This is a genomic window from Shigella sonnei, from assembly GCF_002950395.1.
Classification (GTDB): domain Bacteria; phylum Pseudomonadota; class Gammaproteobacteria; order Enterobacterales; family Enterobacteriaceae; genus ECMA0423.
The window spans coordinates 4,079,341-4,105,255 of record NZ_CP026802.1 but is presented as its reverse complement, the minus strand read 5'-3'; the positions used below and the strand labels follow the sequence as shown (position 1 = coordinate 4,105,255).

General features: G+C 50.0%; 23 protein-coding genes and 1 pseudogene. 11 read left to right on the top strand and 13 right to left on the bottom strand.

Annotation, left to right across the window (positions count from 1 at the left end; all coding sequences use genetic code 11):
* Window positions 1-29 precede the first annotated feature (29 nt).
* The 6 genes from C1P89_RS21185 to C1P89_RS21165 all read right to left on the bottom strand — a co-directional run bounded on the left by C1P89_RS21185 (window position 30) and on the right by C1P89_RS21165 (window position 8,810).
* Window positions 30-1,154 carry an ABC transporter permease gene (locus tag C1P89_RS21185; RefSeq protein ID WP_005143813.1) on the bottom strand — a complete coding sequence of 375 codons (1,125 nt, stop codon included), beginning with the start codon at window positions 1,152-1,154 and terminating at the stop codon, window positions 30-32.
* Window positions 1,154-3,889, bottom strand: a complete 2,736-nt coding sequence (gene rbbA / locus C1P89_RS21180; RefSeq protein ID WP_000149089.1) for a ribosome-associated ATPase/putative transporter RbbA — start codon at window positions 3,887-3,889, stop codon at window positions 1,154-1,156. Before rbbA ends, C1P89_RS21185 begins: the two co-directional genes overlap by 1 nt.
* Window positions 3,886-4,953 (bottom strand): HlyD family secretion protein, encoded by a 1,068-nt coding sequence (locus C1P89_RS21175; RefSeq protein WP_000361520.1) that lies wholly within the window; start codon window positions 4,951-4,953, stop codon window positions 3,886-3,888. The genes rbbA and C1P89_RS21175 overlap by 4 nt, the downstream gene beginning before the upstream one ends.
* Window positions 4,954-5,015: 62 nt before the next feature.
* Window positions 5,016-5,129 carry a protein YhiY gene (gene yhiY, locus C1P89_RS26150; RefSeq protein ID WP_001296785.1) on the bottom strand — a complete coding sequence of 38 codons (114 nt, stop codon included), beginning with the start codon at window positions 5,127-5,129 and terminating at the stop codon, window positions 5,016-5,018.
* 189 nt (window positions 5,130-5,318) lie between these two features.
* Complete coding sequence (locus C1P89_RS21170) at window positions 5,319-6,941, bottom strand: DUF4049 domain-containing protein (RefSeq protein WP_005143817.1); 1,623 nt, start codon at window positions 6,939-6,941, stop codon at window positions 5,319-5,321.
* Between the two features lie 261 nt (window positions 6,942-7,202).
* Window positions 7,203-8,810, bottom strand: coding sequence for a DUF4049 domain-containing protein (locus C1P89_RS21165; protein ID WP_000862313.1), 1,608 nt, complete (start codon window positions 8,808-8,810; stop codon window positions 7,203-7,205).
* 384 nt (window positions 8,811-9,194) lie between these two features.
* Between C1P89_RS21165 and C1P89_RS21160 the strand changes: the two genes are divergently transcribed.
* On the top strand, window positions 9,195-10,247 hold the full coding sequence (locus C1P89_RS21160) for a DUF2776 domain-containing protein (protein ID WP_001028905.1): 1,053 nt from the start codon (window positions 9,195-9,197) through the stop codon (window positions 10,245-10,247).
* A gap of 315 nt (window positions 10,248-10,562) precedes the next feature.
* Here C1P89_RS21160 and C1P89_RS21155 read toward each other — a convergent pair whose 3' ends face one another.
* Window positions 10,563-11,765 (bottom strand): BaiN/RdsA family NAD(P)/FAD-dependent oxidoreductase, encoded by a 1,203-nt coding sequence (locus C1P89_RS21155; protein ID WP_000439166.1) that lies wholly within the window; start codon window positions 11,763-11,765, stop codon window positions 10,563-10,565.
* A gap of 231 nt (window positions 11,766-11,996) precedes the next feature.
* Here C1P89_RS21155 and pitA point away from each other — a divergent pair, with 231 nt between their 5' ends.
* Window positions 11,997-13,496: an inorganic phosphate transporter PitA gene (gene pitA, locus C1P89_RS21150; RefSeq protein ID WP_000902780.1), complete on the top strand. Its 1,500-nt coding sequence runs from the start codon at window positions 11,997-11,999 to the stop codon at window positions 13,494-13,496.
* Window positions 13,497-13,739: 243 nt separating this feature from the next.
* Here pitA and uspB read toward each other — a convergent pair whose 3' ends face one another.
* Window positions 13,740-14,075, bottom strand: a complete 336-nt coding sequence (gene uspB / locus C1P89_RS21145) for a universal stress protein UspB (protein WP_000626187.1) — start codon at window positions 14,073-14,075, stop codon at window positions 13,740-13,742.
* Between the two features lie 390 nt (window positions 14,076-14,465).
* On the opposite strand from uspB, the gene uspA reads away from it, so the two are divergent.
* Window positions 14,466-14,900, top strand: a complete 435-nt coding sequence (uspA, locus tag C1P89_RS21140; RefSeq protein WP_000323571.1) for a universal stress protein UspA — start codon at window positions 14,466-14,468, stop codon at window positions 14,898-14,900.
* Window positions 14,901-14,998: 98 nt separating this feature from the next.
* Here the strand turns inward: uspA and C1P89_RS26145 are convergent, their stop codons facing one another.
* Entirely contained in the window at window positions 14,999-15,052 is a 54-nt protein-coding gene (locus C1P89_RS26145; RefSeq protein ID WP_212591402.1) for a hypothetical protein, read from the bottom strand.
* Window positions 15,053-15,217: 165 nt separating this feature from the next.
* On the opposite strand from C1P89_RS26145, the gene dtpB reads away from it, so the two are divergent.
* The gene (dtpB, locus tag C1P89_RS21130) at window positions 15,218-16,687 is read left to right on the top strand and encodes a dipeptide/tripeptide permease DtpB (RefSeq protein ID WP_001098659.1); all 1,470 of its coding nucleotides are present in this window, start codon (window positions 15,218-15,220) and stop codon (window positions 16,685-16,687) included.
* A gap of 48 nt (window positions 16,688-16,735) precedes the next feature.
* Here dtpB and rsmJ read toward each other — a convergent pair whose 3' ends face one another.
* A complete protein-coding gene (gene rsmJ, locus C1P89_RS21125; protein WP_000686608.1) occupies window positions 16,736-17,488 on the bottom strand; it encodes a 16S rRNA (guanine(1516)-N(2))-methyltransferase RsmJ in 753 nt (250 codons plus the stop codon).
* Between the two features lie 7 nt (window positions 17,489-17,495).
* Complete coding sequence (gene prlC, locus C1P89_RS21120; RefSeq protein ID WP_005140456.1) at window positions 17,496-19,538, bottom strand: oligopeptidase A; 2,043 nt, start codon at window positions 19,536-19,538, stop codon at window positions 17,496-17,498.
* A gap of 202 nt (window positions 19,539-19,740) precedes the next feature.
* Here prlC and rlmJ point away from each other — a divergent pair, with 202 nt between their 5' ends.
* Both rlmJ and gorA read left to right on the top strand, forming a co-directional pair.
* Window positions 19,741-20,583: a 23S rRNA (adenine(2030)-N(6))-methyltransferase gene (gene rlmJ / locus C1P89_RS21115; protein WP_000954225.1), complete on the top strand. Its 843-nt coding sequence runs from the start codon at window positions 19,741-19,743 to the stop codon at window positions 20,581-20,583.
* A gap of 71 nt (window positions 20,584-20,654) precedes the next feature.
* A complete protein-coding gene (gene gorA / locus C1P89_RS21110; RefSeq protein ID WP_000160805.1) occupies window positions 20,655-22,007 on the top strand; it encodes a glutathione-disulfide reductase in 1,353 nt (450 codons plus the stop codon).
* A gap of 53 nt (window positions 22,008-22,060) precedes the next feature.
* Here gorA and dinQ read toward each other — a convergent pair whose 3' ends face one another.
* On the bottom strand, window positions 22,061-22,144 hold the full coding sequence (dinQ, locus tag C1P89_RS21105; RefSeq protein WP_001295215.1) for a damage-inducible type I toxin DinQ: 84 nt from the start codon (window positions 22,142-22,144) through the stop codon (window positions 22,061-22,063).
* A 27-nt stretch (window positions 22,145-22,171) separates the two neighbouring features.
* On the opposite strand from dinQ, the gene C1P89_RS26140 reads away from it, so the two are divergent.
* The 4 genes from C1P89_RS26140 to arsC all read left to right on the top strand — a co-directional run bounded on the left by C1P89_RS26140 (window position 22,172) and on the right by arsC (window position 25,018).
* Window positions 22,172-22,345 (top strand): hypothetical protein, encoded by a 174-nt coding sequence (locus tag C1P89_RS26140; protein ID WP_005140459.1) that lies wholly within the window; start codon window positions 22,172-22,174, stop codon window positions 22,343-22,345.
* 538 nt (window positions 22,346-22,883) lie between these two features.
* Window positions 22,884-23,237 carry an As(III)-sensing metalloregulatory transcriptional repressor ArsR gene (gene arsR / locus C1P89_RS21095; RefSeq protein ID WP_000008957.1) on the top strand — a complete coding sequence of 118 codons (354 nt, stop codon included), beginning with the start codon at window positions 22,884-22,886 and terminating at the stop codon, window positions 23,235-23,237.
* Between the two features lie 53 nt (window positions 23,238-23,290).
* Entirely contained in the window at window positions 23,291-24,580 is a 1,290-nt protein-coding gene (arsB, locus tag C1P89_RS21090; RefSeq protein WP_000922639.1) for an arsenite/antimonite:H(+) antiporter ArsB, read from the top strand.
* A 12-nt stretch (window positions 24,581-24,592) separates the two neighbouring features.
* A complete protein-coding gene (gene arsC / locus C1P89_RS21085; protein WP_000065769.1) occupies window positions 24,593-25,018 on the top strand; it encodes a glutaredoxin-dependent arsenate reductase in 426 nt (141 codons plus the stop codon).
* Between the two features lie 133 nt (window positions 25,019-25,151).
* Here the strand turns inward: arsC and C1P89_RS21080 are convergent, their stop codons facing one another.
* Window positions 25,152-25,448, bottom strand: coding sequence for an ArsR/SmtB family transcription factor (locus tag C1P89_RS21080; protein WP_001175589.1), 297 nt, complete (start codon window positions 25,446-25,448; stop codon window positions 25,152-25,154).
* A gap of 106 nt (window positions 25,449-25,554) precedes the next feature.
* On the opposite strand from C1P89_RS21080, the pseudogene C1P89_RS21075 reads away from it, so the two are divergent.
* Window positions 25,555-25,818 (top strand): annotated as a pseudogene (locus C1P89_RS21075) (permease); the annotation flags it as partial.
* Window positions 25,819-25,915 lie beyond the last annotated feature (97 nt).

Genomic DNA, 25,915 nt, shown 5'->3' with positions numbered 1-25,915 from the left:
ATCACAGTATGAAGTCAAGTTTCCCTTCCTTACGCCATTGTCCCAATCGTCTTCCTGAATCGCAGCAGCGCAATGGTGAAAAACGCGCCGCCAATTGCCATCAGCGTCAGGAACTGCGGCCAGACGATTTCGAATCCGGCACCCCGGTAGAGAATGGCCTGCGCGAGGCTAACAAAGTGTGTCGTCGGCATGGTCAGCATAATGTCCTGCACCATCTGCGGCATACTTTCGCGCGGCGTGGATCCACCGGAAAGCATTTGCAGCGGCAGCAGCACCAGAATCACCAGCAGCCCCAGTTGCGGCATTGAACGCGCTATCGTCCCCATAAAAATGCCGATTGACGTGGTGGCAAACAGACTGAGCGCCACGCCCAGCATAAACAGCGGGATCGAGCCTTCAATCGGTACGCCCAGTACACCTTTCGCCATCAGCACCAGCGATAATCCCGATACCACCAGCACCACCAGCCCCATCGACCAGATCTTCGCCATCATGATCTCAAACGGCGTTATCGGCATCACCAGTAAGTGTTCCACCGTGCCGTGTTCACGCTCGCGGATCAGCGCCGATCCGGTCAATACAATCGCCAGCATGGTAATGTTGTTGATGATCGCCATCACCCCGCCAAACCACGCGGGATCGAGGTTCGGGTTAAAGCGCATCCGGGTTTCCAGCGATACCAACGGTTCGCTGTTATCACGGTAGCGCGCGACAAAGCTGTTCACTTCACCGTTGATAATATTCTGGATATACCCATTGCCGGTAAATGCCTGGCTCATGCGCGTGGCATCGACGTTCACCTGAATATCCGGCTGGCGTCCGGCGAGGACATCACGCTGAAAATTAGGCGGAATATTTATCGCGAAGGTATAGCGTCCGGCGTCCAGTCCGGCATCCATCTCATCGGCGGTGATCATCTCCGGTGGCAAAAACCACGGACGATAGAAGCTGTTAACGATCCGGTTCGATAACTGCGATTGATCCATATCGGCAATGGCGATCGGCGCGAGGTTCAACGATCCTGGCGTAACGGTCGCTGACGAATACACCGACACCGTAAACGAGAAGACAATCAGCGTCAGCATCGCTTTATCACCGAGCAGACTGTGCAACTCTTTGATACCCAGATTAAAAATATTGCGTAAATGGCGCATCATCCCTCCTGTTTTTTCAGCAGCAGGATGCTTAAGCCCATCACCAGCGGGATGGCTATCAGCAACGGGATAAAAAGTTGCCACAAATCAGTCAGATCCAGCGCTTTCGAGAACGTTCCGCGGGCGATAGTCAGAAAATGACTGGTCGGGTAAACCTCGCCGATCCAACGTCCAGGCCCTTCCAGCGAAGCTACCGGATCGATCATCCCGGAAAACTGTGTCGCCGGGATCAACGTGATAATCGCCGTTCCGAAAATGGCGGCAATCTGGCTTTTCATAAAGGTGGAGATCAGCAGCCCCATTCCGGTGGCAATGATGATATACAGCAGCGCCGCCAGGGTGAGCGTCAGGAAACTGCCTTTATGCGGTACGCCAAACACAAACACCGACAGGCCGCAGAGCAGGAAAAAGTTCAGCATCCCCAGCGCGATGTACGGCAGCTGTTTGCCAAGCAAAAATTCGCTACGGGTGGTGGGGGTCACGTAAAGGTTGATAATCGACCCTAGCTCTTTTTCCCGCACCACGCTAAGGGCGCTTAGCATTGACGGGATCATCATCAGCAGAAGCGGGATCACCGCCGGAACAATCGCTGGCAGGCTTTTTACGTCCGGGTTATAGCGATAGCGCGTCTCAATGTTCATCAGCCCGCTTTGGCTGGCGGGTGTCGATTGTCGGCTCGCCACATCCTGAAGCCAACTCTGGTGCATTGCCTGCACGTAACCTTTTACCGTTTCGGCACGACTGGGCATCGCTCCGTCGATCCAGACGCCGAGTTCCACAGGCGTACCACGCGCGATATCGCGCCCGAAATTGGGCGGGATCTCAATCGCCACCGTGATATCGCCCGCACGCATCCGACGATCAAGCTCGTCATAACTGGTGAGCGGCGGCTGTTCGATAAAGTAACGGGAACCGGAGAGGTTGAGTGTCCACGCCTGGCTACTGACGGTCTGGTCGCGGTCGAGCACCGCAAAGCGCAGGTTTTCCACATCCATACTGATGCCGTAACCCATTATCAGCATCAGGATCACCGTTCCCATCAGCGCCAGCGTCGAACGTACTGGATCGCGTCGCAGTTCCAGCGCTTCGCGGCGGCTGTAGCTAAACAGACGGCGCAGGCTAAATCCCTGACGCGGCGCGTGGGTGGTGTCGTGTACCACGGGCGGCGCTTCGGCTTCGTTGCTCTGCCCTGCCGCTTCCTGCAAATAGGCGATAAATGCCTCTTCCAGACTGGCGGCTCCGCGTTTCTCAACCAGTTCCTGCGGTGTACCGCTGGCAAGCACTTTTCCGGCGTGCATCAGTGAGATGCGGTCGCAACGTTCCGCTTCGTTCATAAAGTGGGTAGAGATGAAGATAGTCACTTTGTCCTGGCGCGAGAGATCGACCATCAACTGCCAGAACATATCCCTCGCCACCGGATCGACACCAGAAGTAGGCTCATCGAGGATTAACATCTCCGGGCGATGAATCACCGCCACCGCCAGCGAAAGCCGCTGGCGAATGCCGAGCGGCAATGACTCCGGCAGAACATCTTCAACGTCGTTGAGCTTAAAACGCTCGCTCATTTCAGCCACTCTTGCGGGAATTTCCGCTTCCGGGATGTGAAACAAACGGGCATGTAACTCAAGGTTTTGCCGCACGGTGAGTTCGTTATAGAGCGAAAACGCCTGCGACATATAGCCCACCCGACGGCGGGTATCGATATCTTTTGGATCAACCGGTTGCCCGAACAGCCACGCCTCACCTTCGCTGGCGGGCAGCAGTCCGGTGAGCATTTTCATGGTGGTGGATTTACCGCAGCCGTTCGAACCAAGAAAACCAAAAATCTCCCCGCGTGGAATGCGGAAATTAACGTGATCAACGGCAACGAAGGAACCAAAACGCATGGTCAGATCGCGCGCTTCGATGGCAATCTCTGCGTTTTCAGGTTGATACGGTGGGATCACTACCGCCTGATGCGCCTGGCGTTGCGCTTGCGGTAACAGATTTATAAATGCTTCTTCCAGCGTAGCGCTTTGCGTTTGCTGCCGTAGCTCTTCGGCGCTGCCAGTTGCCAGCACTTCTCCGGCATTCATCGCTACCAGCCAGTCGAAGCGTTCGGCCTCTTCCATATAGGCGGTGGCGACCAGCACGCTCATATTGCTCTGCCGCTGGCGAATACTGTCGATCAGATCCCAGAACTGGGAGCGGGAGAGCGGGTCAACCCCCGTTGTTGGCTCATCAAGGATCAACAGTTCCGGGTCGTGGATTAACGCGCAGCACAGCCCAAGTTTTTGCTTCATCCCGCCGGAGAGTTTCCCTGCCGGACGATCGCGAAACGGTGCTAACCCCGTGCTGGTCAGCAGCTCATTAATTCGCACTTCCCGCTCCGCTTTGTCGTGACCGAACAGGCGAGCGAAAAAATCGACGTTTTCATACACCGACAAGGTGTGGTAGAGGTTTTTGCCCAGCCCCTGCGGCATCCAGGCGATGCGCGGGCAGACGTCGCGGCGATGCCTCGGGTCGCGCATATCGCCGCCCAGCACCATCACATTGCCCTGCTCAATGACGCGGGCACCGGAAATCAACGACAATAAGCTCGACTTCCCGACGCCATCCGGACCAATCAGCCCGACCATACAGCGGGCCGGAATATCGAGAGTAATATTGTTCAGCGCAACGTTTTTTCCATAATGCTGGCTCACGCCCGCCAGTTGCGCGACAGGCGGGACGGGAACCAGTTCCAGATGCGTCATTGCGGCAACCTCACCACGAGGTCGTCAGGCCACGGAAGTTCTTCATTCACCCGCACCCACGCTACGCCCGGTAAACCGGTTTTGACATATTCCAGATGCTGCTGGAGTAATTCCGGTGGGATACGCGCTTTGACGCGGAACATCAGTTTCAGCCGTTCATCGCTGGTTTCGACGGTTTTTGGCGTGAACTGGGCGACACTGGCGACAAAACTGATGGTCGCCGGAATACGCAGATCTGGCGCGGCATCGAGGATCAGCCGGGCTTCACCGCCAAGTTTCAGCGTGCCCGCCTGTTCGGTTGGCAGGAAGAAAGTCATATAGACGTCGCTGAGATCGACCATATTCAGCACCCGACCGCCTGCCGCCAGCACTTCCCCTGGCTCAGCAACCCGATACTGCACGCGTCCGTCACGCGGGGCTTTCAGTTCACTGTCATCGATATCTGCGGCAATACGCCGTTCAGTGGCTTGCGCGGCTTCGACGCGAGTTTGGGCCTGAATGATATTGGTACGGGCCGCTTCTATAGCCGCTTTAGAAGCCGATACCTGAGCTTTTGCCGATTCCAGCGCAGCTCGGGCGCTCTCAGCGGCGGCGCGATCGTCATCCAGCTGTTGCGCAGAAATAGCCCCTCGTTGGGCGAGCGAGCGGGAACGCGTATGACGTTTAGCCACGGAGTCCAGTTCGGACTGGCGTTGATTAACCAGCGACTGCGCGGCACGAGTTTCGCTTTGCCGTTGCTCCAGCAAAGCCTGCGCGGCAGCAACGGCACTTTGTGCTTCTTTGATTTGCGCGATGGCTTCCAGTCGCTGCTCCTGCAACACGCGAGTATCCATCTTCGCCAGCACTTCGCCTTCGCGAACAAACTGGCCTTCTTTCACCAGAATGGTGTCGATACGCCCGGCAATTTTGCTGGCGATATCCACTTCCGTCGCTTCAATGCGCCCATTGCTGACAGCAAAGCCTTCCGGCACACCCGCCGGGCGCAACAGCCACCACGCCACGACGGCAGCCACCACCAGTAACCCGACAACCCACCACGCCAGATGGCGCTTACTCTTATCCATAATCGACCCGCCATAATCCCTGCAAGCAAACGACGCGTGTTACAACTGCCGCCGAACGACGTTCAGCGGATTCTTCCATCCGGGATAAGAAGGAAACGACAAATACGACCAGCGCGCAGAGCATTGAGCGCCAACGGGGAAGGCTTAGTGAAAACGGGTAGTAATGTTGTCATCATCAGCATTCCTGGCCGTAAATGAAACACGCATACTCATAAGTGTGATCTATAAAACTGGCTGACAAAACGGTATCCATCCTGTTGGATAGCGTTTCACGCCTGTTCAGTTGCAGGAACAGAGCATTCCTTTTTACGTTTTATCAACAGTCTCAACCAGATAGTAACATTAATATTCATGTTGTCTATGGTTCAGAGCTGTAACATTGTGCGCCTTCTGATCAAAGGCATAAGTCCATTTCTGTTTTTTTCATGCTGGTAAGACTTCCAGGGAGTGGTTATCTCAGGCCCTGCACCAGGGTTAATTTGGCAATTATGCATGCTGAACATTCTTCCAGCATGTTTACTGTCACGGGCGTTAAGACCTAAAACTGTCCCCGTTTCACCTATACATTCTCTTCCACCATTACCGTTATGTGCAACAACTTGATTTATACCTAACATTTGTGAGCATGCTAATAGTGCTTCAAGTTTAGGTCTGTAATCTGTCGAAACAGAAAAATAACGATTAAAGGATCGACAAGAGATAGCCCGGCTATTTTTAAACTTTTTGCCATTAATTACAGCATGGTGCTTTTTATTGATAATTGCCGCTAATTCGACCGGATCGAGAGCATTGGTCATTTCATCACTAGAGACTGTTATCGGTCCTATAATGTAACGTTTTCGCTGATCATCAAAAGTTATCCCATGATGATTTGCCATTATTTTGTATTTGGGGTCATAGAAACATACAGGATAATCTTTTATCCCAGAGTAGGTATCCTCATCAAGTGGTTTCATGCGCGTGAAGTTCTGCATATAGTTACCATTGCAATTCGTTTCATGATTTCCAGCTAATACATGAACGTTTTCATTGATACTCATTATGCGTTTTAATAAATCGATGATAAATTTATCGCCACAGATATTACTAAATCGATCGCCAGTCTGGTCGCCCAGAAACGTACATGGCGTGACTGCGTCTTTATTAATAACCAAATAAGGCTGAAGACTTTCTAAAACAATGTCTCTTCTGTTCAGGATACTGATTATTATATTAACATTAGTGTCAAGTTGCTCATTAAAGTTCTCCCTTAGCAATACGTTGAGAACTTCATCTTCTATATTAAGCAACTGGCTAAGGAAATTTTCTCCTTCAGCCATGATTCCCAAATGTCCCGTTGCAAAAAGCGCGTACAAAACTGCACCGACTGAGCCATCGGTATCGCCAAAATAGGTCGGTCTGGTACTTGTGGGATCAACAGGTGAACAATTGGAGAAATAGGTTCTGTCAGCGAACTGGGGTTTTATCATTGTTTCGAATTTAATATCAAATACATTGTATTGCGATATTTTCCAGTTCCAGATGGGTTTGTACGACTCAGTAACTGCAACATCATTAGCATTATCATTTATTGTCATATTATTAAGTAAATAAACAATGCTGCACCAATTAATATCGGTATTATCAAGAGGGCAACCGTAATTTTTACTATTAATTGTCACAATAAACTGATAACAGTTATTCCTACGTAGAATATGAGCGCGCATGCCCGATAGCATACTATATTTTTCTGAATGATTCGTTTGTATGGTAAATGAAATTTTGTCATCTTGAATAGATTGTTGGAACCGTTCTATTTGCCAATCATCTATTTTTTCCACAACCTCACCGAGCATTGTCCTGGCAATACTTGATATATCATCACCTATACCATTTGCAATATACCCAAACAGTTCTTTAGTGAAGTTGGTAACATGCTCTTGCACCATATCATTTGTTGTGATTGTCGTTGTACTGTCGTTAGTGCCTGCCACAGTTCCAATTTTCATCTTTTACCTCATATTATTTACCGCGAGGAATACATAGTTAACATTTAATCTTATGACATACACCTCATGTTCGATGGGAAAATAATTATATTTTGCACAAATCATTCAGCCTTAAAGCATAATATGAAATTTCTTATCTCATAGCAGAGAAAGTCCCTAAAGATTGTAGAGGCGTCATCAGAACATGCCTCTACAATCGATTAAGAAAACCTATGAAATACTGGCAAAATTAAAAAGAGATACCACAGCACTCATGAAGTTTTATTGAGGTTGAAAACAACTAAGCCCTGGGACACCTTTTTTATCACCACGTTCGTTAGGTGCTATCTTCCAGGAATTTAGCCCCATGGTATAATTATCAATTTTTTGATGCTGATCTACCCCTAATCCATAATGGCCATATTTCTGTTTAGTTTTTTTGAGCGTCTGTCCACATTTGAAGATATCTTCAGGTTTTGGTCTGAAAGCAGTAGTGTTATTAAAATAATTTTCATATACAGGTGTGGATGCTACAGCATTGCTTCTAATTAGATGGATAAGACGATCATCCATGTGTTGTTTATGTTTTTTATTAAATATATTTGCTAATTCCTCAGGATCAATTGGGTCTTTCATCTGATTAAATGGAACCTGCAAAGCACCGAGACAATAACATTCATTTTCTTCATTTCTTATTATTCCGTGATGACTGGTTAAAACTTTCGTTTCTGAGTCATAATGACAAACATCGAGCGTTTTAATTAAGTTATACGTATCACCGGCAGAGAGTTTATAATTTTCTAGTCGTGCAGTATAGTTACCATTAAAATTGATTTCATGATTTCCAGCCAGAACGATGACATTTTTATTAATACGGCTATCTTTATTACCATCCATATTTCGCATAGAATTTAGCAAAGTAAGGATATATTTATCACCAAAAATAGTACTAAATCTATCGCCTGTATGATCCCCAAGGAAGATACAAGGGGTTATCGCATCGTCCTTTAAAAAAACATGTTGATGCAACTCATTCAATATCATGTCTCTCGTATTTAATAAATTGTAGAGCAATTTATTATTTTTATGTATGTATGCAGATGAAGCCATGTTTTCGTGTTTTAATAATTCACATAATAAACTCCAACCCTTTTCCCTGATGCCTATATGCCCTGAAACGAGCAATGCATAAAGTACAGCGCCTACTCTTCCATCTGTATCGCCAAAATAAGCCGTGTTGGCATTTTGTGGGTTAATCACACCACATTGTTTATAAAAGTCTATTTTAGAAAACACAGATTTAACATAGCTATCAAACTTATCCTTAGGAAACGTCTCTTTAGAGACATCCCAACGCCAGTCAGCTTTAAAATTACCGCTAAGAAGAGTAAAGAAATTTTCAGGTATGATAGAAAGCCCATTAACTTTATAAGTTATGTCTGATTTATAAATTATGTCTGATTTATCTCCGGAGAAATTAATAAAATAATAACCATCCTTACACTCAATCTTAACTGTAATGGGAGACGATAATTTTATCACATGGTTATTGTCTGGTATAATTGTAAAGATAAACGTGTTAGTAGTATTATCGGCGAAACTATTATATTCTTGAATATCTATAGATGGCTCACTATTGTAAAACCATATTTTCTCCATCTGAAGACTATGTTCATTTACCCTCCAGTGACCATGTTGCAGGAAATAGATGATATTCAGGCCTAAATCGTTATCTATTTGCGAAAAGTCATTCAGCATATTAACTTCAACTGTGTTTGATCGATATTTTTTATCAACCTTGCCATGGTGTTGATGACTGTTAACTTTATCTGAATGCTTATCTTGATGGTTTGAAGAGAAGTGCTTAAATATATTGTGAAATACTTTCATAAATAACCTGTAATATTTTTACTTGTTAGTAACAAAATAAACAATACATGTCTGAAAGACATATTTACGATGATACAAAGCAATAATACTTATATGTTCGATGATTTTAAGCACCGAGACTATCCGGTCTTTTACTAAATAATGGAAAACAATCCATCCCTGGAAGATAATTGTAAAAAAAAACAACAGAATAAGAATTAATCTTAGGATAAATATTTATTTATCATGGCCTTTTAACCGGTAAAAAATGGCACTCGGCACAGTAAACCCCGCTATAGTTATGCTATGCATTTGTCTTTAATGATATCTCGTCGTTATATTAACAGGCTGAAATTATCATTAATGCACATTTCATTATTAGCAGGGATACCTGAGGAGTTTAAAGTGAACATATATATCGGGTGGCTTTTCAAATTAATCCCTTTGATTATGGGATTAATTTGCATCGCGTTAGGTGGCTTTGTGCTGGAAAGTTCAGGGCAAAGCGAGTATTTCGTCGCGGGTCATGTGCTGATTTCTCTGGCGGCCATATGCCTGGCATTATTCACTACCGCATTTATTATCATTTCGCAGCTCACGCGCGGCGTTAATACGTTTTACAATACATTGTTCCCCATTATTGGCTATGCGGGGTCAATTATCACCATGATATGGGGTTGGGCACTGTTAGCAGGCAATGATGTGATGGCAGACGAGTTTGTCGCCGGCCATGTTATTTTCGGCGTTGGTATGATTGCCGCCTGTGTATCGACGGTGGCAGCGTCATCCGGTCACTTTCTGCTCATTCCCAAAAATGCAGCGGGGAGCAAGAGCGATGGAACGCCGGTACAGGCTTATTCTTCATTAATCGGTAATTGCCTCATTGCCGTTCCCGTTTTACTCACCCTGCTCGGTTTCATTTGGTCTATTACGCTGTTACGTAGTGCTGACATAACTCCGCATTATGTCGCGGGTCACGTATTGCTTGGGTTAACCGCAATCTGTGCCTGTCTAATTGGCCTTGTTGCCACAATTGTCCATCAAACACGTAATACGTTTTCAACTAAAGAACACTGGCTGTGGTGTTATTGGGTTATTTTTCTCGGCTCAATCACGGTACTGCAGGGGATATACGTCTTAGTCAGTTCCGATGCAAGCGCCCGACTGGCTCCCGGCATTATTCTTATTTGCCTCGGAATGATCTGTTACAGCATATTCTCAAAAGTCTGGCTACTGGCACTGGTCTGGAGACGTACCTGTTCGTTAGCCAACAGAATACCGATGATACCCGTCTTCACCTGCCTGTTTTGCCTTTTCCTGGCATCATTTCTTGCGGAAATGGCGCAGACCGACATGGGATATTTTATTCCTTCGCGAGTTCTGGTCGGTTTGGGAGCGGTATGCTTTACGTTGTTCTCAATCGTTTCAATATTAGAAGCGGGTTCTGCTAAAAAATAATTGCAACGTACCGGATAAAACCAGCGTTGACCATTTGCGTAACGCTGGTTTTTCTTAGGCATCATGAAATAACGCAGCATTAATGCATAGTGGTTAAGGATAAAAAAACAACAAAGTTACTGTCTTTTTCAGCCTGTTCATATTTTATAAAGATCTGGCCACTGGGTGAGTTTTCAATCACCTTTCCTTCCACCTTATATTAAGCCTGGAGGGTTTCAGTTCACGGGCTCATTAGAAAATAATCACAAGATAGCCACTATCAAAATTAGCTCATTTTTAATGCGGCTCTAATAATTTTCATCTTTAGGTAACAGGTCAGGACGACTTCGCTGCAATCAAATCCTGCGCACAAGCCCACGCACTCGACCACGCCCACTGGAAGTTATAGCCCCCCAGCCAGCCGGTAACGTCCATCACTTCGCCGATGAAGTACAGCCCAGGCACTTTGCGCGCTTCCATCGTCCGTGAAGAGAGTTCGTTGGTGTCCACGCCGCCGAGCGTCACTTCGGCAGTGCGATAGCCTTCAGTGCCGTTGGGTTGTACGCGCCAGTCGGTCAATGTGCTAATCAGTGCCTGTTGGTCACGCACGTTGAGCTGTTTTAGCGAAACATTCGGGATTTGCCCGAGTTGCTGTAAGCGTTCAACCAACCGCTTCGGTAGATGAACCGCCAGTGTGTTTTTCAGGCTCTGATTCGGATGTGCGTTACGCTGCTCATTCAGGAAGGTTTCGAGATCCACATCCGGTAGCAGATTGATACTGACAAATTCACCCGGTTGCCAGTAGCTGGAAATCTGCAACACCGCCGGTCCAGACAAGCCGCGATGGGTGAAGAGTAAGTTCTCACGGAAAACGATGCCGTTTTCAGCGGTAATCACGGAAGGCACCGCCACGCCCGCCAGCACCTGTAACTCTTCGAGCAACGGTTTATGCAGAGTGAATGGCACCAGACCCGCACGGGTCGGCAGCACGTTGAGGCCAAATTGTTCGGCAATCTTATAACCAAACGGCGACGCGCCCAGCCCCGGCATTGACAGCCCACCGGTCGCCATGACCAGCTTTTCGCAACCGACAGTCATGCCGTTCAGATCAAGCGTGAAGCCTGTTTCATCCTCCGCCACACTCAGCACTTCGCTACGCAATCTGAAGGTCACATTGCCCTTCTCGCACTCATCCACCAGCATGTCGACAATCTGCTGCGCGGAGTCATCGCAGAAGAGTTGCCCTAACGTTTTCTCGTGCCATGCGATGCCGTGTTTATTGACCAGATCAATGAAATCCCACTGGGTAAAACGTGCGAGTGCAGACTTACAAAAATGCGGATTCTGGCTCAGATAAGCGCCTGGTTCGACATAAAGGTTGGTAAAGTTGCAGCGCCCACCGCCAGACATAAGGATTTTGCGCCCTGGTTTTTTACCATTATCGATCAGCAGAACCCGGCGTCCTGCCTGACCTGCCAGCGCAGAACAGAACATACCCGCCGCACCAGCGCCTATAATAATGGCATCAAACCTTTCCACGTTGCGCTCCTCTTAGAAAAAACGGGCGTGAATTGTAAAGATTCCTCAGTGGTCGCACCAGCATCAATATTACTAAAAGGAAGTATTTGCCTGAATTATATAAGATAATTATTTTTTGAGTGAAATCCATACAGGAGGCAAATCAAAAAAAGTCTATATTTCACTTTGCCCGCGCCGCGAAAGTCACTGATAATGCGCCGCGTTCATGTCCTCAAAATGGCGTAACGTCCTATGCTACATTTGTTTGCTGGCCTGGATTTGCATACCGGGCTGTTATTATTGCTTGCACTGGCTTTTGTGCTGTTCTACGAAGCCATCAATGGTTTCCATGACACAGCCAACGCCGTGGCAACCGTTATCTATACCCGCGCGATGCGTTCTCAGCTCGCCGTGGTTATGGCGGCGGTGTTCAACTTTTTGGGTGTTTTGCTGGGTGGTCTGAGTGTTGCCTATGCCATTGTGCATATGCTGCCGACGGATCTGCTGCTTAATATGGGATCGTCTCATGGCCTTGCCATGGTGTTCTCTATGTTGCTGGCGGCGATTATCTGGAACCTGGGTACCTGGTACTTTGGTTTACCTGCATCCAGCTCTCATACGCTGATTGGCGCGATCATCGGGATTGGTTTAACCAATGCGTTGATGACCGGGACGTCAGTGGTGGATGCACTCAATATCCCGAAAGTATTAAGTATTTTCGGTTCTCTGATCGTTTCCCCTATTGTCGGCCTGGTGTTTGCTGGCGGTCTGATTTTCTTGCTGCGTCGCTACTGGAGCGGCACCAAGAAACGCGCCCGTATCCACCTGACCCCAGCGGAGCGTGAAAAGAAAGACGGCAAGAAAAAGCCGCCGTTCTGGACACGTATCGCGCTGATCCTTTCCGCTATCGGCGTGGCGTTTTCGCACGGCGCGAACGATGGTCAGAAAGGCATTGGTCTGGTTATGTTGGTATTGATTGGCGTCGCGCCAGCAGGCTTCGTGGTGAACATGAATGCCACTGGCTACGAAATCACCCGTACCCGTGATGCCATCAACAACGTCGAAGCTTACTTTGAGCAGCATCCTGCGCTGCTCAAACAGGCTACCGGTGCTGATCAGTTAGTACCGGCTCCGGAAGCTGGCGCAACGCAACCTGCGGAGTTCCACTGCCATCCGTCGAATACCATTAACGCGCTCAACCGCCTGAAAGGTATGTTGACCACCGATGTGGAAAGCTACGACAAGCTGTCGCTTGATCAACGTAGCCAGATGCGCCGCATTATGCTGTGCGTTTCTGACACTATCGACAAAGTGGTGAAGATGCCTGGCGTGAGTGCTGACGATCAGCGCCTGTTGAAGAAACTGAAGTCCGACATGCTTAGCACCATCGAGTATGCACCGGTGTGGATCATCATGGCGGTCGCGCTGGCGTTAGGTATCGGTACGATGATTGGCTGGCGCCGTGTGGCAACGACTATCGGTGAGAAAATCGGTAAGAAAGGCATGACCTACGCTCAGGGGATGTCTGCCCAGATGACGGCGGCAGTGTCTATCGGCCTGGCGAGTTATACCGGGATGCCGGTTTCCACTACTCACGTACTCTCCTCTTCTGTCGCGGGGACGATGGTGGTAGATGGCGGCGGCTTACAGCGTAAAACCGTAACCAGTATTCTGATGGCCTGGGTGTTTACCCTTCCGGCTGCGGTACTGCTTTCCGGCGGGCTGTACTGGCTCTCCTTGCAGTTCCTGTAATCGTACGCACCAAAACGAGCGGGTCAGCTGGCCCGCTTCAGATTGTGACATAGTGCGCTTTGTTCATGCCGGATGCGGCGTGAACGCCTTATCCGGCCTACAAAAACATGCAAATTCAATAGATTGCAGAGATTATGTAGGCCTGATAAGCGTAGCGCATCAGGCAATTTTGCGTTTGTAATCAGTCTTGAGCGGGTCAGTTTACTGGCCCGCTTTTTTTATGCGTTATTATTGCTGAAGTGCTTAATGCCAAATCATCAATGCAATCAGGCTGACCACCACCAGACCACACAATGCGCTGGTCAGAATAAACTGCCGACGCACCCGCTCACAGCGGCGAATAAATTCATCATCGTGATGATCGCGATAACGTTGGGCATAGATATACCAAACGAGACGCACCTGTTTGTTGGGTTGGCCATGTGAGGTAAAAAAGCCCCCTCCATCAACATATTGATAGAGCAATGGATCGCAGTTACGCAGTACCACTAACAACGCGCGTAGTGATGAGAAATAGCGCGCCATGTTAACAATGCAAACGACACATAAAGCCCAAAATAATGCGACGGTGCTTATCATACCTCCTCCCCGGCGACCTGCCCGCGGAGTTCCACCCCGGGGCTACCGCTCCCGATACGCTGCCAATCAGTTAACACCAGGTCCTGGAGAAACCGCTTTTGTGGTGACCAACATCCGAGCGGCTCTATAGATAGTGTAGGAGATCAGGTTGTTTTTTTTCCAGAAGGTTAACCACTATCAATATATTCATGTCGAAAATTTGTTTATCTAACGGGTAAGCAAGGCGGATTGACGGATCATCCGGGTCGCTATAAGGTAAGGATGGTCTTAACACTGAATCTTTACGGCTGGGTTAGCCCCGCGCACGTAGTTCGCAGGACGCGGGTGACGTAACGGCACAAGAAACGCTAGCTGGCCAGTCATCGACAACTTTATGGAAGGAGTAACACTATGGCTTATAAACACATTCTCATCGCGGTCGATCTCTCCCCGGAAAGCAAAGTTCTGGTAGAGAAAGCAGTCTCTATGGCTCGCCCCTACAATGCGAAAGTTTCTCTGATCCACGTAGATGTAAACTACTCTGACCTATACACCGGGCTTATTGATGTGAATCTGGGTGATATGCAGAAACGCATCTCTGAAGAGACACATCATGCGCTGACCGAGCTTTCCACTAATGCAGGCTACCCAATCACTGAAACCCTGAGCGGCAGCGGCGACCTGGGCCAGGTTCTGGTCGATGCAATCAAGAAATACGATATGGATCTGGTGGTTTGTGGTCACCACCAGGACTTCTGGAGCAAACTAATGTCTTCCGCACGTCAGCTGATCAACACCGTTCACGTTGATATGCTGATTGTTCCGCTGCGCGACGAAGAAGAATAATCATCCCCCCACGACGTGTTCCTGAACGCCCGCATATGCGGGCGTTTTGCTTTTTGGCGCGCCTTGTTACCTGATGCAGCGTAAACCCCTTATCTGGCCTACGATCTGCGTACGCAATCAAAATCTCCTGCCAATACAACATTTAACACTATCATATTTTCCATCATTAGTGTGATCAGCTGGTTATTTTCTGTTGTAATAGTGTATTAATCTATTCACCGCATCAATATTAAGAATCTCTGACAGATGTAAACTTTTTCGCGCGTTATCCCTTACGCGTTCATACTTTTCAGGATGGTATTGGAAGGTTAATAAATATGAATACAACAACACCCATGGGGATGCTGCAGCAACCTCGCCCATTTTTCATGATCTTTTTTGTCGAGTTATGGGAGCGATTCGGCTACTACGGCGTGCAGGGCGTACTGGCGGTTTTCTTCGTTAAACAGCTTGGATTCTCGCAAGAGCAGGCTTTTGTCACTTTTGGTGCTTTTGCTGCGCTGGTCTATGGCCTCATTTCCATTGGCGGCTATGTCGGCGACCACCTGCTGGGGACCAAACGCACCATTGTTCTCGGAGCACTTGTGCTGGCGATTGGCTACTTCATGACCGGCATGTCGCTACTTAAGCCTGACCTGATTTTCATCGCCCTGGGGACTATCGCTGTCGGTAACGGCCTGTTTAAAGCTAACCCAGCCAGCTTGCTTTCGAAGTGCTATCCGCCGAAAGATCCGCGGCTTGATGGCGCATTCACCCTGTTCTATATGTCGATCAATATCGGCTCGTTGATAGCGTTATCGCTGGCCCCTGTGATCGCTGATAGATACGGTTATTCAGTCACCTACAACCTGTGCGGGGCGGGGTTAATTATCGCATTACTGGTTTACATCGCCTGTCGTGGAATGGTGAAAGACATTGGTTCTGAACCCGACTTCAAGCCGATGAGCTTCAGCAAACTGTTGTACGTATTACTTGGCAGCGTGGTGATGATCTTCGTATGTGCATGGCTGATGCACAACGTAGAAGTCGCCAATCTGGTGCTGATTGTTCTCTCCATCGTCGTCACCATCATCTTCTTTCGTCAGGCATTCAAGCTGGATAAAACCGGGCGCAATAAAATGTTTGTCGCCTTTGTCCTGATGCTCGAAGCGGTGGTGTTTTACATTCTCTACGCCCAGATGCCAACGTCGCTGAACTTCTTTGCCATCAACAACGTGCATCATGAAATTCTCGGCTTTTCCATAAACCCGGTCAGCTTCCAGGCGCTTAACCCGTTCTGGGTGGTACTCGCCAGCCCAATACTGGCAGGCATTTACACGCATCTGGGTAACAAAGGCAAAGACCTCTCGATGCCGATGAAATTTACTCTCGGCATGTTTATGTGCTCACTGGGCTTTTTGACGGCGGCAGCTGCGGGAATGTGGTTTGCGGATGCACAAGGGCTGACATCGCCATGGTTTATCGTGCTGGTGTATTTATTCCAGAGCCTGGGTGAATTGTTTATTAGCGCCCTTGGCCTGGCGATGATTGCTGCCCTGGTGCCGCAGCATTTGATGGGCTTTATTCTCGGGATGTGGTTCCTGACGCAGGCTGCCGCATTCTTGCTGGGCGGCTATGTGGCAACATTTACCGCAGTGCCGGACAACATTACCGATCCGCTTGAGACGTTACCCGTCTATACCAACGTGTTTGGTAAGATTGGCCTGGTTACGCTGGGCGTTGCAGTAGTGATGCTGTTGATGGTGCCGTGGCTGAAACGCATGATTGCGACGCCGGAAAGCCATTAATTATTCTTGCAGAAAGCAGGGTAGCGTTATCGCTACCCTGCTTTACTTTTACACGGGCGTACCTGCATAGATATCAAAGCGATGCCCTTTAGTCACAACCGCGTTTGGCGTGGCGACATTCGCTAGCGGTGGCGCGTAGTCCGGGCGCTTTACTACCACGCGTTTGGTCGCCAGCAAGCGTGCAGGCTCCAGCAATCCATCGGCATCAAGATCCGGCCCCACCAGCGACTGAAAGACACGCATCTCTTTTTTCACCAGCGCGCTTTTCTGCTTATGCGGGAACATCGGGTCGAGATAGACCACCTGCGGGCGTGGGGTAATATCGGTTAGCGCCGTCAGGCTGGAGGCGTGAATTAACTGCAAACGCTCCTGCAACCAGCCGCCGATTTCCGCATCCGCATAACCACGCGCCAGGCCGTCGTCGAGCAGCGCGGCAACAACTGGATTACGCTCCAGCATCCGCACGCGGCAACCGACTGAAGCCAGCACAAAGGCATCGCGCCCCAGTCCTGCAGTGGCATCCACCACATCCGGCAAATAATCGCCTTTAATGCCCACCGCTTTCGCCACCGCCTCACCGCGACCACCGCCGAATTTGCGTCGGTGCGCCATCGCTCCGCCAACAAAATCAACAAAGATGCCGCCAAGTTTTGGCTCATCACGCTTGCGCAATTCCAGATGTTCCGGCGTTAACACCAGCGCCATCAGGTTGTCTTCATCGTGCTCCAGCCCCCAGCGGGCCGCCAGAACAGATAAGGCGCCGTCTCCGGCGCCTGTTTCATCAATTAAGCAGATTTTCACTGAATGATCAGCCCTTAATGCCGTAATGCTCCAGCATCGCATCCAGCTGCGGTTCACGACCACGGAAGCGTTTGAACAGATCCATCGGCTCTTCTGAACCGCCACGGCTCAGAATGTTGTCGAGGAACGACTGCCCGGTTTCACGGTTGAAAATGCCCTCTTCCTCAAAGCGCGAGAAAGCATCTGCCGCCAGTACGTCAGCCCACAGGTAGCTGTAGTAACCTGCCGCATAACCACCGGCGAAAATATGGCTGAAAGCGTGCGGGAAACGGCCCCAGGACGGAGATGGCACCACGGCAACCAGTTTCTTGATTTCTGCCAGAGTTTCGAGGATTTTTGCCCCCTGATCCGGGCGGAACTCGGCATGAAGGCGGAAATCAAACAGGCCGAACTCCAGCTGACGCAGAATAAACAGCGCCGCCTGGTAGTTCTTCGCCGCCAGCATTTTATCCAGCAACTCTTTCGGCAGCGGTTCGCCGGTTTCATAGTGACCAGAGATAAACGCCAGCGCCTCCGGCTCCCAGCACCAGTTTTCCATAAACTGACTCGGCAGTTCGACCGCATCCCACGGCACACCGCTGATACCGGAAACACCAGCGGTTTCGATGCGGGTCAGCATATGGTGCAGGCCGTGACCGAACTCGTGGAACAGGGTGATCACTTCGTCGTGAGTGAACAGCGCCGGTTTACCATTTACCGGGCGGTTGAAGTTACAAGTCAAATACGCGACCGGTTTTTGCAGAGAACCATCAGCTTTACGCATCTGGCCTACGCAGTCATCCATCCACGCCCCGCCGCGCTTGTTTTCACGGGCATACAGATCGAGGTAGAAGCTGCCGCGCAGTTCGTTATTTTCGTCATACAGTTCGAAGAAACGTACATCCGGATGCCAGACATCAACCTCTTTACGCTCTTTAGCGGTGATGCCGTAAATACGTTTCACCACTTCAAACAGGCCGTTAACCGCTTTGTTTTCCGGGAAGTACGGACGCAGCTGCTCGTCGCTGATGCTGTAGAGGTGCTGTTTCTGTTTTTCGCTGTAGTAAGCGATATCCCACGGCTGCAACTCATCGACACCAAATTCGGCTTTAGCGAAGGCACGCAGTTGCTCCAGCTCTTTTTCGCCTTGCGGACGCGCGCGTTTTGCCAGATCGGTTAAGAAATCCAGCACCTGCTGCGGGTTTTCTGCCATTTTAGTGGCAAGGGATTTAAAGGCGTAGTTTTCAAAGCCCAGCAGTTGCGCCAGTTCGTGACGCAGCGCGAGGATCTCTTCCATCACCTTGCTGTTATCCCACTTACCGGCGTTCGGGCCTTGATCGGAGGCGCGGGTGCTGTAAGCGCGATACATCTCTTCGCGCAGAGCCTGGTTGTCGCAGTAGGTCATTACCGGCAGGTAGCTTGGGATATCCAGCGTCAGCAGGTAGCCTTCCAGCTCTTTCGCTTCGGCCTGGGCTTTTGCCGCAGCCAGCGCGCTTTCTGGCATCCCCGCCAGCCCCGCTTCGTCGGTAACGAGTTTGGTCCAGCCCATCGTCGCATCGAGGACGTTGTTGCTGTACTGGTTGCCCAGTTCAGAAAGACGGGTAGCAATTTCGCCGTAACGCTGCTGTTTCTCTTTCGGCAGACCTATGCCAGAGAGTTCAAAATCACGCAGGGCGTTATCAACCGCTTTCTTCTGCGCCGTGTTCAGCGTGGCGTAATGATCGCCATCGCGCAGGTCGCGGTACGCTTTATACAGCCCTTCATGTTGCCCTACCCAGGTGCTGTATTCCGACAGCAGCGGCAGGGTTTGCTCGTAGGCTTCACGCAGTTCCGGGCTATTTTTCACCGAGTTCAGGTGGCTGACCGGGGAAAAGATACGCCCCAACACATCGTCCACTTCCGCCAACGGCTGGCAGAGATTTTCCCAGGTGTACGGTGCCCCTTGCGCTACTACGCGCGCCACATTTTCGCGGCAATCGTTCAGCGCCTGAGTCACGGCTGGAACGACATGTTCCGGGAGAATTTTAGAAAACGGAGGCAATTCAAAGGGAGTCAGTAACGGATTCGTCATTCGCGCAGTCCTGGTTAAAGAGGTTAAGGAAGCGCTCAACAGGCGCTTTACATAATGTGTGTAGCATGGGGTTAAGTGTAGTGAATTTCAATGAGAAACGTTACGCTTTCGCGGCGGCGGCCTCTTTTCGGTATACTGTCCTGATACGCTTTTGTGCGCCCCGAATACGGGCCGATTTTTACTTACCGGAACACCTTTACCCATGCTCAGTTATCGCCACAGCTTTCACGCTGGCAACCACGCCGACGTCCTTAAACATACCGTTCAGAGCCTGATCATCGAGTCGCTGAAAGAGAAAGATAAACCGTTTCTCTATCTCGATACCCACGCAGGGGCCGGGCGTTATCAGTTAGGCAGCGAACATGCCGAGCGTACCGGCGAATATCTCGAAGGTATCGCCCGTATCTGGCAGCAGGACGATTTGCCCGCAGAACTGGAGGCGTACATCAATGTGGTAAAACACTTCAACCGTAGCGGTCAGTTGCGTTACTACCCCGGGTCGCCGTTGATTGCTCGCCAGCTACTGCGCGAACAAGACAGCCTGCAACTGACCGAACTGCACCCGAGCGATTACCCGTTGCTGCGTTCTGAATTTCAGAAAGACAGCCGTGCGCGCGTCGAAAAAGCCGACGGTTTCCAGCAGCTTAAGGCCAAACTTCCGCCGGTTTCCCGCCGTGGTTTAATCCTTATCGACCCGCCGTATGAAATGAAAACCGACTATCAGGCGGTGGTCAGCGGGATAGCAGAAGGTTACAAACGTTTCGCCACTGGTACTTACGCACTGTGGTATCCGGTGGTGCTGCGTCAGCAAATTAAGCGCATGATCCACGATCTGGAAGCGACCGGTATTCGCAAAATTCTGCAAATTGAACTGGCGGTACTGCCAGACAGCGATCGCCGTGGCATGACCGCTTCCGGCATGATTGTGATTAACCCGCCGTGGAAACTGGAACAGCAGATGAATAACGTGCTGCCGTGGCTGCACAGCAAACTGGTTCCGGCAGGCACCGGGCACGCCACCGTAAGCTGGATCGTGCCGGAGTAATTGCAGCCATTGCTGGCACCTATTACGTCTCGCGCTACAATCGCGGTAATCAACGATAAGGACACTCTGTCATGACTAAACACTATGATTACATCGCCATCGGCGGCGGCAGCGGCGGTATCGCCTCCATCAACCGCGCGGCTATGTACGGCCAGAAATGCGCACTGATTGAAGCCAAAGAGCTGGGCGGCACCTGCGTGAACGTCGGCTGCGTGCCGAAAAAAGTGATGTGGCACGCGGCGCAAATCCGTGAAGCGATCCATATGTACGGCCCTGATTATGGTTTCGATACCACCATCAACAAGTTCAACTGGGAAACGTTGATCGCCAGCCGTACCGCCTATATCGACCGTATTCATACTTCCTATGAAAACGTGCTCGGTAAAAATAACGTTGATGTAATCAAAGGCTTTGCCCGCTTCGTTGATGCCAAAACGCTGGAGGTAAACGGCGAAACCATCACGGCCGATCATATTCTGATCGCCACAGGCGGTCGTCCGAGCCACCCGGATATTCCGGGCGTGGAATACGGTATTGATTCTGATGGCTTCTTCGCCCTTCCTGCTTTGCCAGAGCGCGTGGCGGTTGTTGGCGCGGGTTACATCGCCGTTGAGCTGGCGGGCGTGATTAACGGCCTCGGCGCGAAAACGCATCTGTTTGTGCGTAAACATGCGCCGCTGCGCAGCTTCGACCCGATGATTTCCGAAACGCTGGTCGAAGTGATGAACGCCGAAGGCCCGCAGCTGCACACCAACGCCATCCCGAAAGCGGTAGTGAAAAATGCCGATGGTAGCCTGACGCTGGAGCTGGAAGATGGTCGCAGTGAAACGGTGGATTGCCTGATTTGGGCGATTGGTCGCGAGCCTGCCAATGACAACATCAACCTAGAAGCCGCTGGCGTTAAAACTAACGAAAAAGGCTATATCGTCGTCGATAAATATCAAAACACCAATATTGAAGGTATTTACGCGGTGGGCGATAACACGGGTGCAGTGGAACTGACACCGGTAGCAGTTGCAGCGGGTCGCCGTCTCTCTGAACGCCTGTTTAATAACAAGCCGGATGAGCATCTGGATTACAGCAACATTCCGACCGTGGTCTTCAGCCATCCGCCGATTGGTACTGTTGGTTTAACGGAACCGCAGGCGCGCGAGCAGTACGGCGACGATCAGGTGAAAGTGTATAAATCCTCTTTCACCGCGATGTATACCGCCGTCACCACTCACCGCCAGCCGTGCCGCATGAAGCTGGTGTGCGTTGGGCCAGAAGAGAAGATTGTCGGTATTCACGGCATTGGCTTTGGTATGGACGAAATGTTGCAGGGCTTCGCGGTGGCGCTGAAGATGGGCGCAACCAAAAAAGACTTCGACAATACCGTCGCCATTCACCCAACGGCGGCAGAAGAGTTCGTGACCATGCGCTAAATGTTAAAGGGCTAAGAGTAGTGTGCTCTTAGCCCTTAATTACGTTTCCGCTATCAGTTCAGAAGCTGAAGCAGAAAGCGGATCAGTTCCAGCAGCGCAATTAACGCTCCAAGAACGATGATTGCTTTATCAATCACCCGTTTTCTCCATGCGATGGAGTGAGAATGCATCCGCTTACTCATCCACTGCCTGTCACGGCGCATGTCTCATTGTTAGATGACGACTATCTCACTCCGGCCAGAGCATCAGTTAACGGCACCACCCGTACTTCTGACCAGGACTTTGAAAGCGTTTATGCGCATTACCAGAGTGAAAATGCCTCAGAGCTAACTGGATAATCATACAGTACATTCAGGTTATAAAACCAGCATGTCCTTGCAATAGTTTCAGTATGGTATTAGCATTGATGCGTTAGATGATGACTATCTCACTCCAGCCAGAGCCACCAACTCAGGGCTGAAGAGTAAAAAAACCGACGCAAAGTCGGTTTTTTTACATCCGGATTCGGACAAGGCTTAATATGACGATGACCCAGTGAAAGTATATAAATCGTCATTGCGATATATACCGAAGTGCCCCCTCCGCCAGCTGAAGAAATCGCTAATTCTTGCAATGTTAGCCACTGGCTAATAGTATTGAACCGTTAGATGTGGGCATTCTCACTCCAGCCAGAGCCACCAACTCAGGCTGAAGAGTAAAAAACCGACGCAAAGTCGGTTTTTTTACGTCCTGATTCAAACCGCCTTTCAAATGAATAGCCAACTCAAAATTCACACCTATTACCTTCCTCTGCACTTACACATTCGTTAAGTCATATATGTTTTTGACTTATCCGCTTCGAAGAGAGACACTACCTGCCACAATCAGGAGCGCAATATGTCATTTCTGTTACCCATCCAATTGTTCAAAATTCTTGCTGATGAAACCCGTCTGGGCATCGTTTTACTGCTCAGCGAGCTGGGAGAGTTATGCGTCTGCGATCTTTGTACTGCCCTCGATCAGTCGCAGCCCAAGATCTCCCGCCACCTGGCATTGCTTCGTGAAAGCGGGCTATTGCTGGACCGCAAGCAAGGTAAGTGGGTTCATTACCGCTTATCACCGCATATTCCAGCATGGGCGGCGAAAATTATTGATGAGGCCTGGCGATGTGAACAGGAAAAGGTTCAGGCGATTGTCCGCAACCTGGCTCGACAAAACTGTTCCGGGGACAGTAAGAACATTTGCAGTTAAAAATTTAGCTAAACACATATGAATTTTCAGATGTGTTTTATCCGGGAGGCATTATGTTACTGGCAGGCGCTATCTTTGTCCTGACCATCGTATTGGTTATCTGGCAGCCGAAAGGTTTAGGCATCGGCTGGAGTGCAACGCTCGGCGCAGTACTGGCGTTAGTTACGGGCGTGGTTCATCCGGGTGATATTCCGGTGGTGTGGAATATCGTCTGGAACGCGACGGCTGCGTTTATCGCCGTCATTATCATCAGCCTGCTGCTGGATGAGTCCGGCTTTTTTGAATGGGCGGCGCTGCACGTCTCACGCTGGGGTAATGGTCGTGGTCGCTTGCTGTTTACCTGGATTGTCCTGCTCGGTGCTGCCGTTGCCGCCCTGTTTGCCAATGATGGCGCGGCGCTTATTTTGACGCCGATTGTCATCGCCATGCTGCTGGCTTTAGGATTCAGTAAAGGCACGACGCTGGCGTTCGTGATGGCGGCCGGATTCATTGCCGATACCGCCAGCCTGCCGCTTATTGTCTCCAACCTGGTGAATATCGTTTCCGCTGATTTCTTTGGCCTCGGCTTTCGCGAATACGCCTCGGTGATGGTGCCGGTGGATATCGCCGCGATTGTTGCCACGCTGGTGATGCTACATCTCTATTTTCGCAAAGATATTCCGCAGAACTACGATATGGCGCTGCTGAAATCTCCCGCAGAAGCGATCAAAGATCCTGCTACGTTCAAAACTGGCTGGGTTGTTTTACTGCTTCTGCTGGTGGGATTTTTCGTCCTGGAACCGCTCGGCATTCCGGTGAGCGCCATTGCAGCTGTGGGCGCGCTGATATTATTTGTCGTCGCTAAACGCGGTCATGCGATTAATACGGGTAAAGTCCTGCGCGGTGCCCCCTGGCAGATTGTCATCTTCTCGCTCGGCATGTATCTGGTGGTTTATGGCCTGCGCAATGCCGGATTAACGGAATATCTTTCTGGCGTACTCAACGTGCTGGCGGATAACGGCCTGTGGGCCGCGACGCTCGGCACCGGATTCCTCACCGCCTTCCTCTCTTCTATTATGAACAATATGCCGACGGTACTGGTTGGCGCGTTGTCCATTGATGGCAGCACGGCATCTGGCGTTATCAAAGAAGCGATGGTTTATGCCAATGTGATTGGCTGCGATTTGGGACCGAAAATTACCCCAATTGGTAGCCTGGCTACGCTACTCTGGCTGCACGTACTTTCGCAGAAGAATATGACTATCAGCTGGGGATATTACTTCCGTACAGGGATTATCATGACCCTGCCTGTGCTGTTTGTGACGCTGGCTGCGCTGGCGCTACGTCTCTCTTTCACTTTGTAATGAGATACTGATATGAGCAACATTACCATTTATCACAACCCGGCCTGCGGCACGTCGCGTAATACGCTGGAGATGATCCGCAACAGCGGCACAGAACCGACCATTATCCATTATCTGGAAACTCCGCCAACGCGCGATGAACTGGTCAAACTCATTGCCGATATGGGGATTTCCGTACGCGCGCTGCTGCGTAAAAACGTCGAACCGTATGAGGAGCTGGGCCTTGCGGAAGATAAATTTACTGACGATCGGTTAATCGACTTTATGCTTCAGCACCCGATTCTGATTAATCGCCCGATTGTGGTGACGCCGCTGGGAACTCGCCTGTGCCGCCCTTCAGAAGTGGTGCTGGAAATTCTGCCAGATGCGCAAAAAGGCGCATTCTCCAAGGAAGATGGCGAGAAAGTGGTTGATGAAGCGGGTAAGCGCCTGAAATAAAGCGGCGATATCCACTGCCGATAGTTGGTAAAGTGCGCTTTGTTTATGTCGGATGCGACGCTAACGCGTCTTATCCGACCTACAAAACCGTGCAAATTCAATATATGGCATGAAATATGTAGAGCGTAGCGCATCAGGCAATTTTGCTATTTACGCAGCACTCCTCGCGTAAGAATTCAATTATCGCTTCCAGCATTGCGTATTGCGAAACACACATCAGCGTCCGACTCTCACGGTTTTGTTTGACCAGTCCTACCGATACCAGTGCTGATATATGGTGGCTGAGTGTGGAGCCAGGTATCCCAAGCTGCTTTTGCAACTCACCGACCGGCAACCCTTGTTCCCCGGCTTTGACAAGATGTTTAAATATGAACAAACGGGTCGGGTGACCTAGCTCTTTCAGCGCTTTAGCGACTTCTTCCAACTGCATATGACACCCCTCTGTCTGGTTGATATTTCGATAATACCAGAAATATCTTGATCTGAATTTCATTTCGATTATTCTGGAAATATAGATTTATCCAATGAGGTTACGTATGAGTAGTTGGCTTGCGATGCTGCAAGATGCCGCAGAGATGTTTGTGTTTCTCGCCGTCGAGCTTTCGTTGCTGTTTATAGTGATTAGTGCCGGTGTCAGCCTGATAAGACAAAAGGTGCCAGACCATAAAATCCAGCAGATGATGGGGGCCAGAAAAGGGAGAGGCTATCTCCTGGCTGCTCTGTTGGGAGCCGTTACCCCGTTCTGTAGTTGCTCGACAATACCCATGTTACGTGGATTGTTGTCAGCGAAAGCCGGGTTTTGTCAGCGCCAGTGATATAAGACGGTAATTCGCCATTTGGATTGTCCGCTCCACCCAACATGTTGTTTCCTTAAGGTTCTCACACCAGAAAGGACAT

Excerpts from the sequence above, each read along its gene's own strand:
- C1P89_RS21185 (WP_005143813.1), bottom strand. The coding sequence starts at position 1,154 with ATGCGCCATTTACGCAATATTTTTAATCTGGGTATCAAAGAGTTGCAC.
- rbbA (WP_000149089.1), bottom strand. The coding sequence starts at position 3,889 with ATGACGCATCTGGAACTGGTTCCCGTCCCGCCTGTCGCGCAACTGGCG.
- C1P89_RS21175 (WP_000361520.1), bottom strand. The coding sequence starts at position 4,953 with ATGGATAAGAGTAAGCGCCATCTGGCGTGGTGGGTTGTCGGGTTACTG.
- yhiY (WP_001296785.1), bottom strand. The coding sequence starts at position 5,129 with ATGATGACAACATTACTACCCGTTTTCACTAAGCCTTCCCCGTTGGCG.
- C1P89_RS21170 (WP_005143817.1), bottom strand. The coding sequence starts at position 6,941 with ATGAAAATTGGAACTGTGGCAGGCACTAACGACAGTACAACGACAATC.
- C1P89_RS21165 (WP_000862313.1), bottom strand. The coding sequence starts at position 8,810 with ATGAAAGTATTTCACAATATATTTAAGCACTTCTCTTCAAACCATCAA.
- pitA (WP_000902780.1), top strand. The coding sequence starts at position 11,997 with ATGCTACATTTGTTTGCTGGCCTGGATTTGCATACCGGGCTGTTATTA.
- uspB (WP_000626187.1), bottom strand. The coding sequence starts at position 14,075 with ATGATAAGCACCGTCGCATTATTTTGGGCTTTATGTGTCGTTTGCATT.
- uspA (WP_000323571.1), top strand. The coding sequence starts at position 14,466 with ATGGCTTATAAACACATTCTCATCGCGGTCGATCTCTCCCCGGAAAGC.
- dtpB (WP_001098659.1), top strand. The coding sequence starts at position 15,218 with ATGAATACAACAACACCCATGGGGATGCTGCAGCAACCTCGCCCATTT.
- prlC (WP_005140456.1), bottom strand. The coding sequence starts at position 19,538 with ATGACGAATCCGTTACTGACTCCCTTTGAATTGCCTCCGTTTTCTAAA.
- rlmJ (WP_000954225.1), top strand. The coding sequence starts at position 19,741 with ATGCTCAGTTATCGCCACAGCTTTCACGCTGGCAACCACGCCGACGTC.
- gorA (WP_000160805.1), top strand. The coding sequence starts at position 20,655 with ATGACTAAACACTATGATTACATCGCCATCGGCGGCGGCAGCGGCGGT.
- C1P89_RS26140 (WP_005140459.1), top strand. The coding sequence starts at position 22,172 with ATGCATCCGCTTACTCATCCACTGCCTGTCACGGCGCATGTCTCATTG.
- arsR (WP_000008957.1), top strand. The coding sequence starts at position 22,884 with ATGTCATTTCTGTTACCCATCCAATTGTTCAAAATTCTTGCTGATGAA.
- arsB (WP_000922639.1), top strand. The coding sequence starts at position 23,291 with ATGTTACTGGCAGGCGCTATCTTTGTCCTGACCATCGTATTGGTTATC.
- arsC (WP_000065769.1), top strand. The coding sequence starts at position 24,593 with ATGAGCAACATTACCATTTATCACAACCCGGCCTGCGGCACGTCGCGT.
- C1P89_RS21080 (WP_001175589.1), bottom strand. The coding sequence starts at position 25,448 with ATGCAGTTGGAAGAAGTCGCTAAAGCGCTGAAAGAGCTAGGTCACCCG.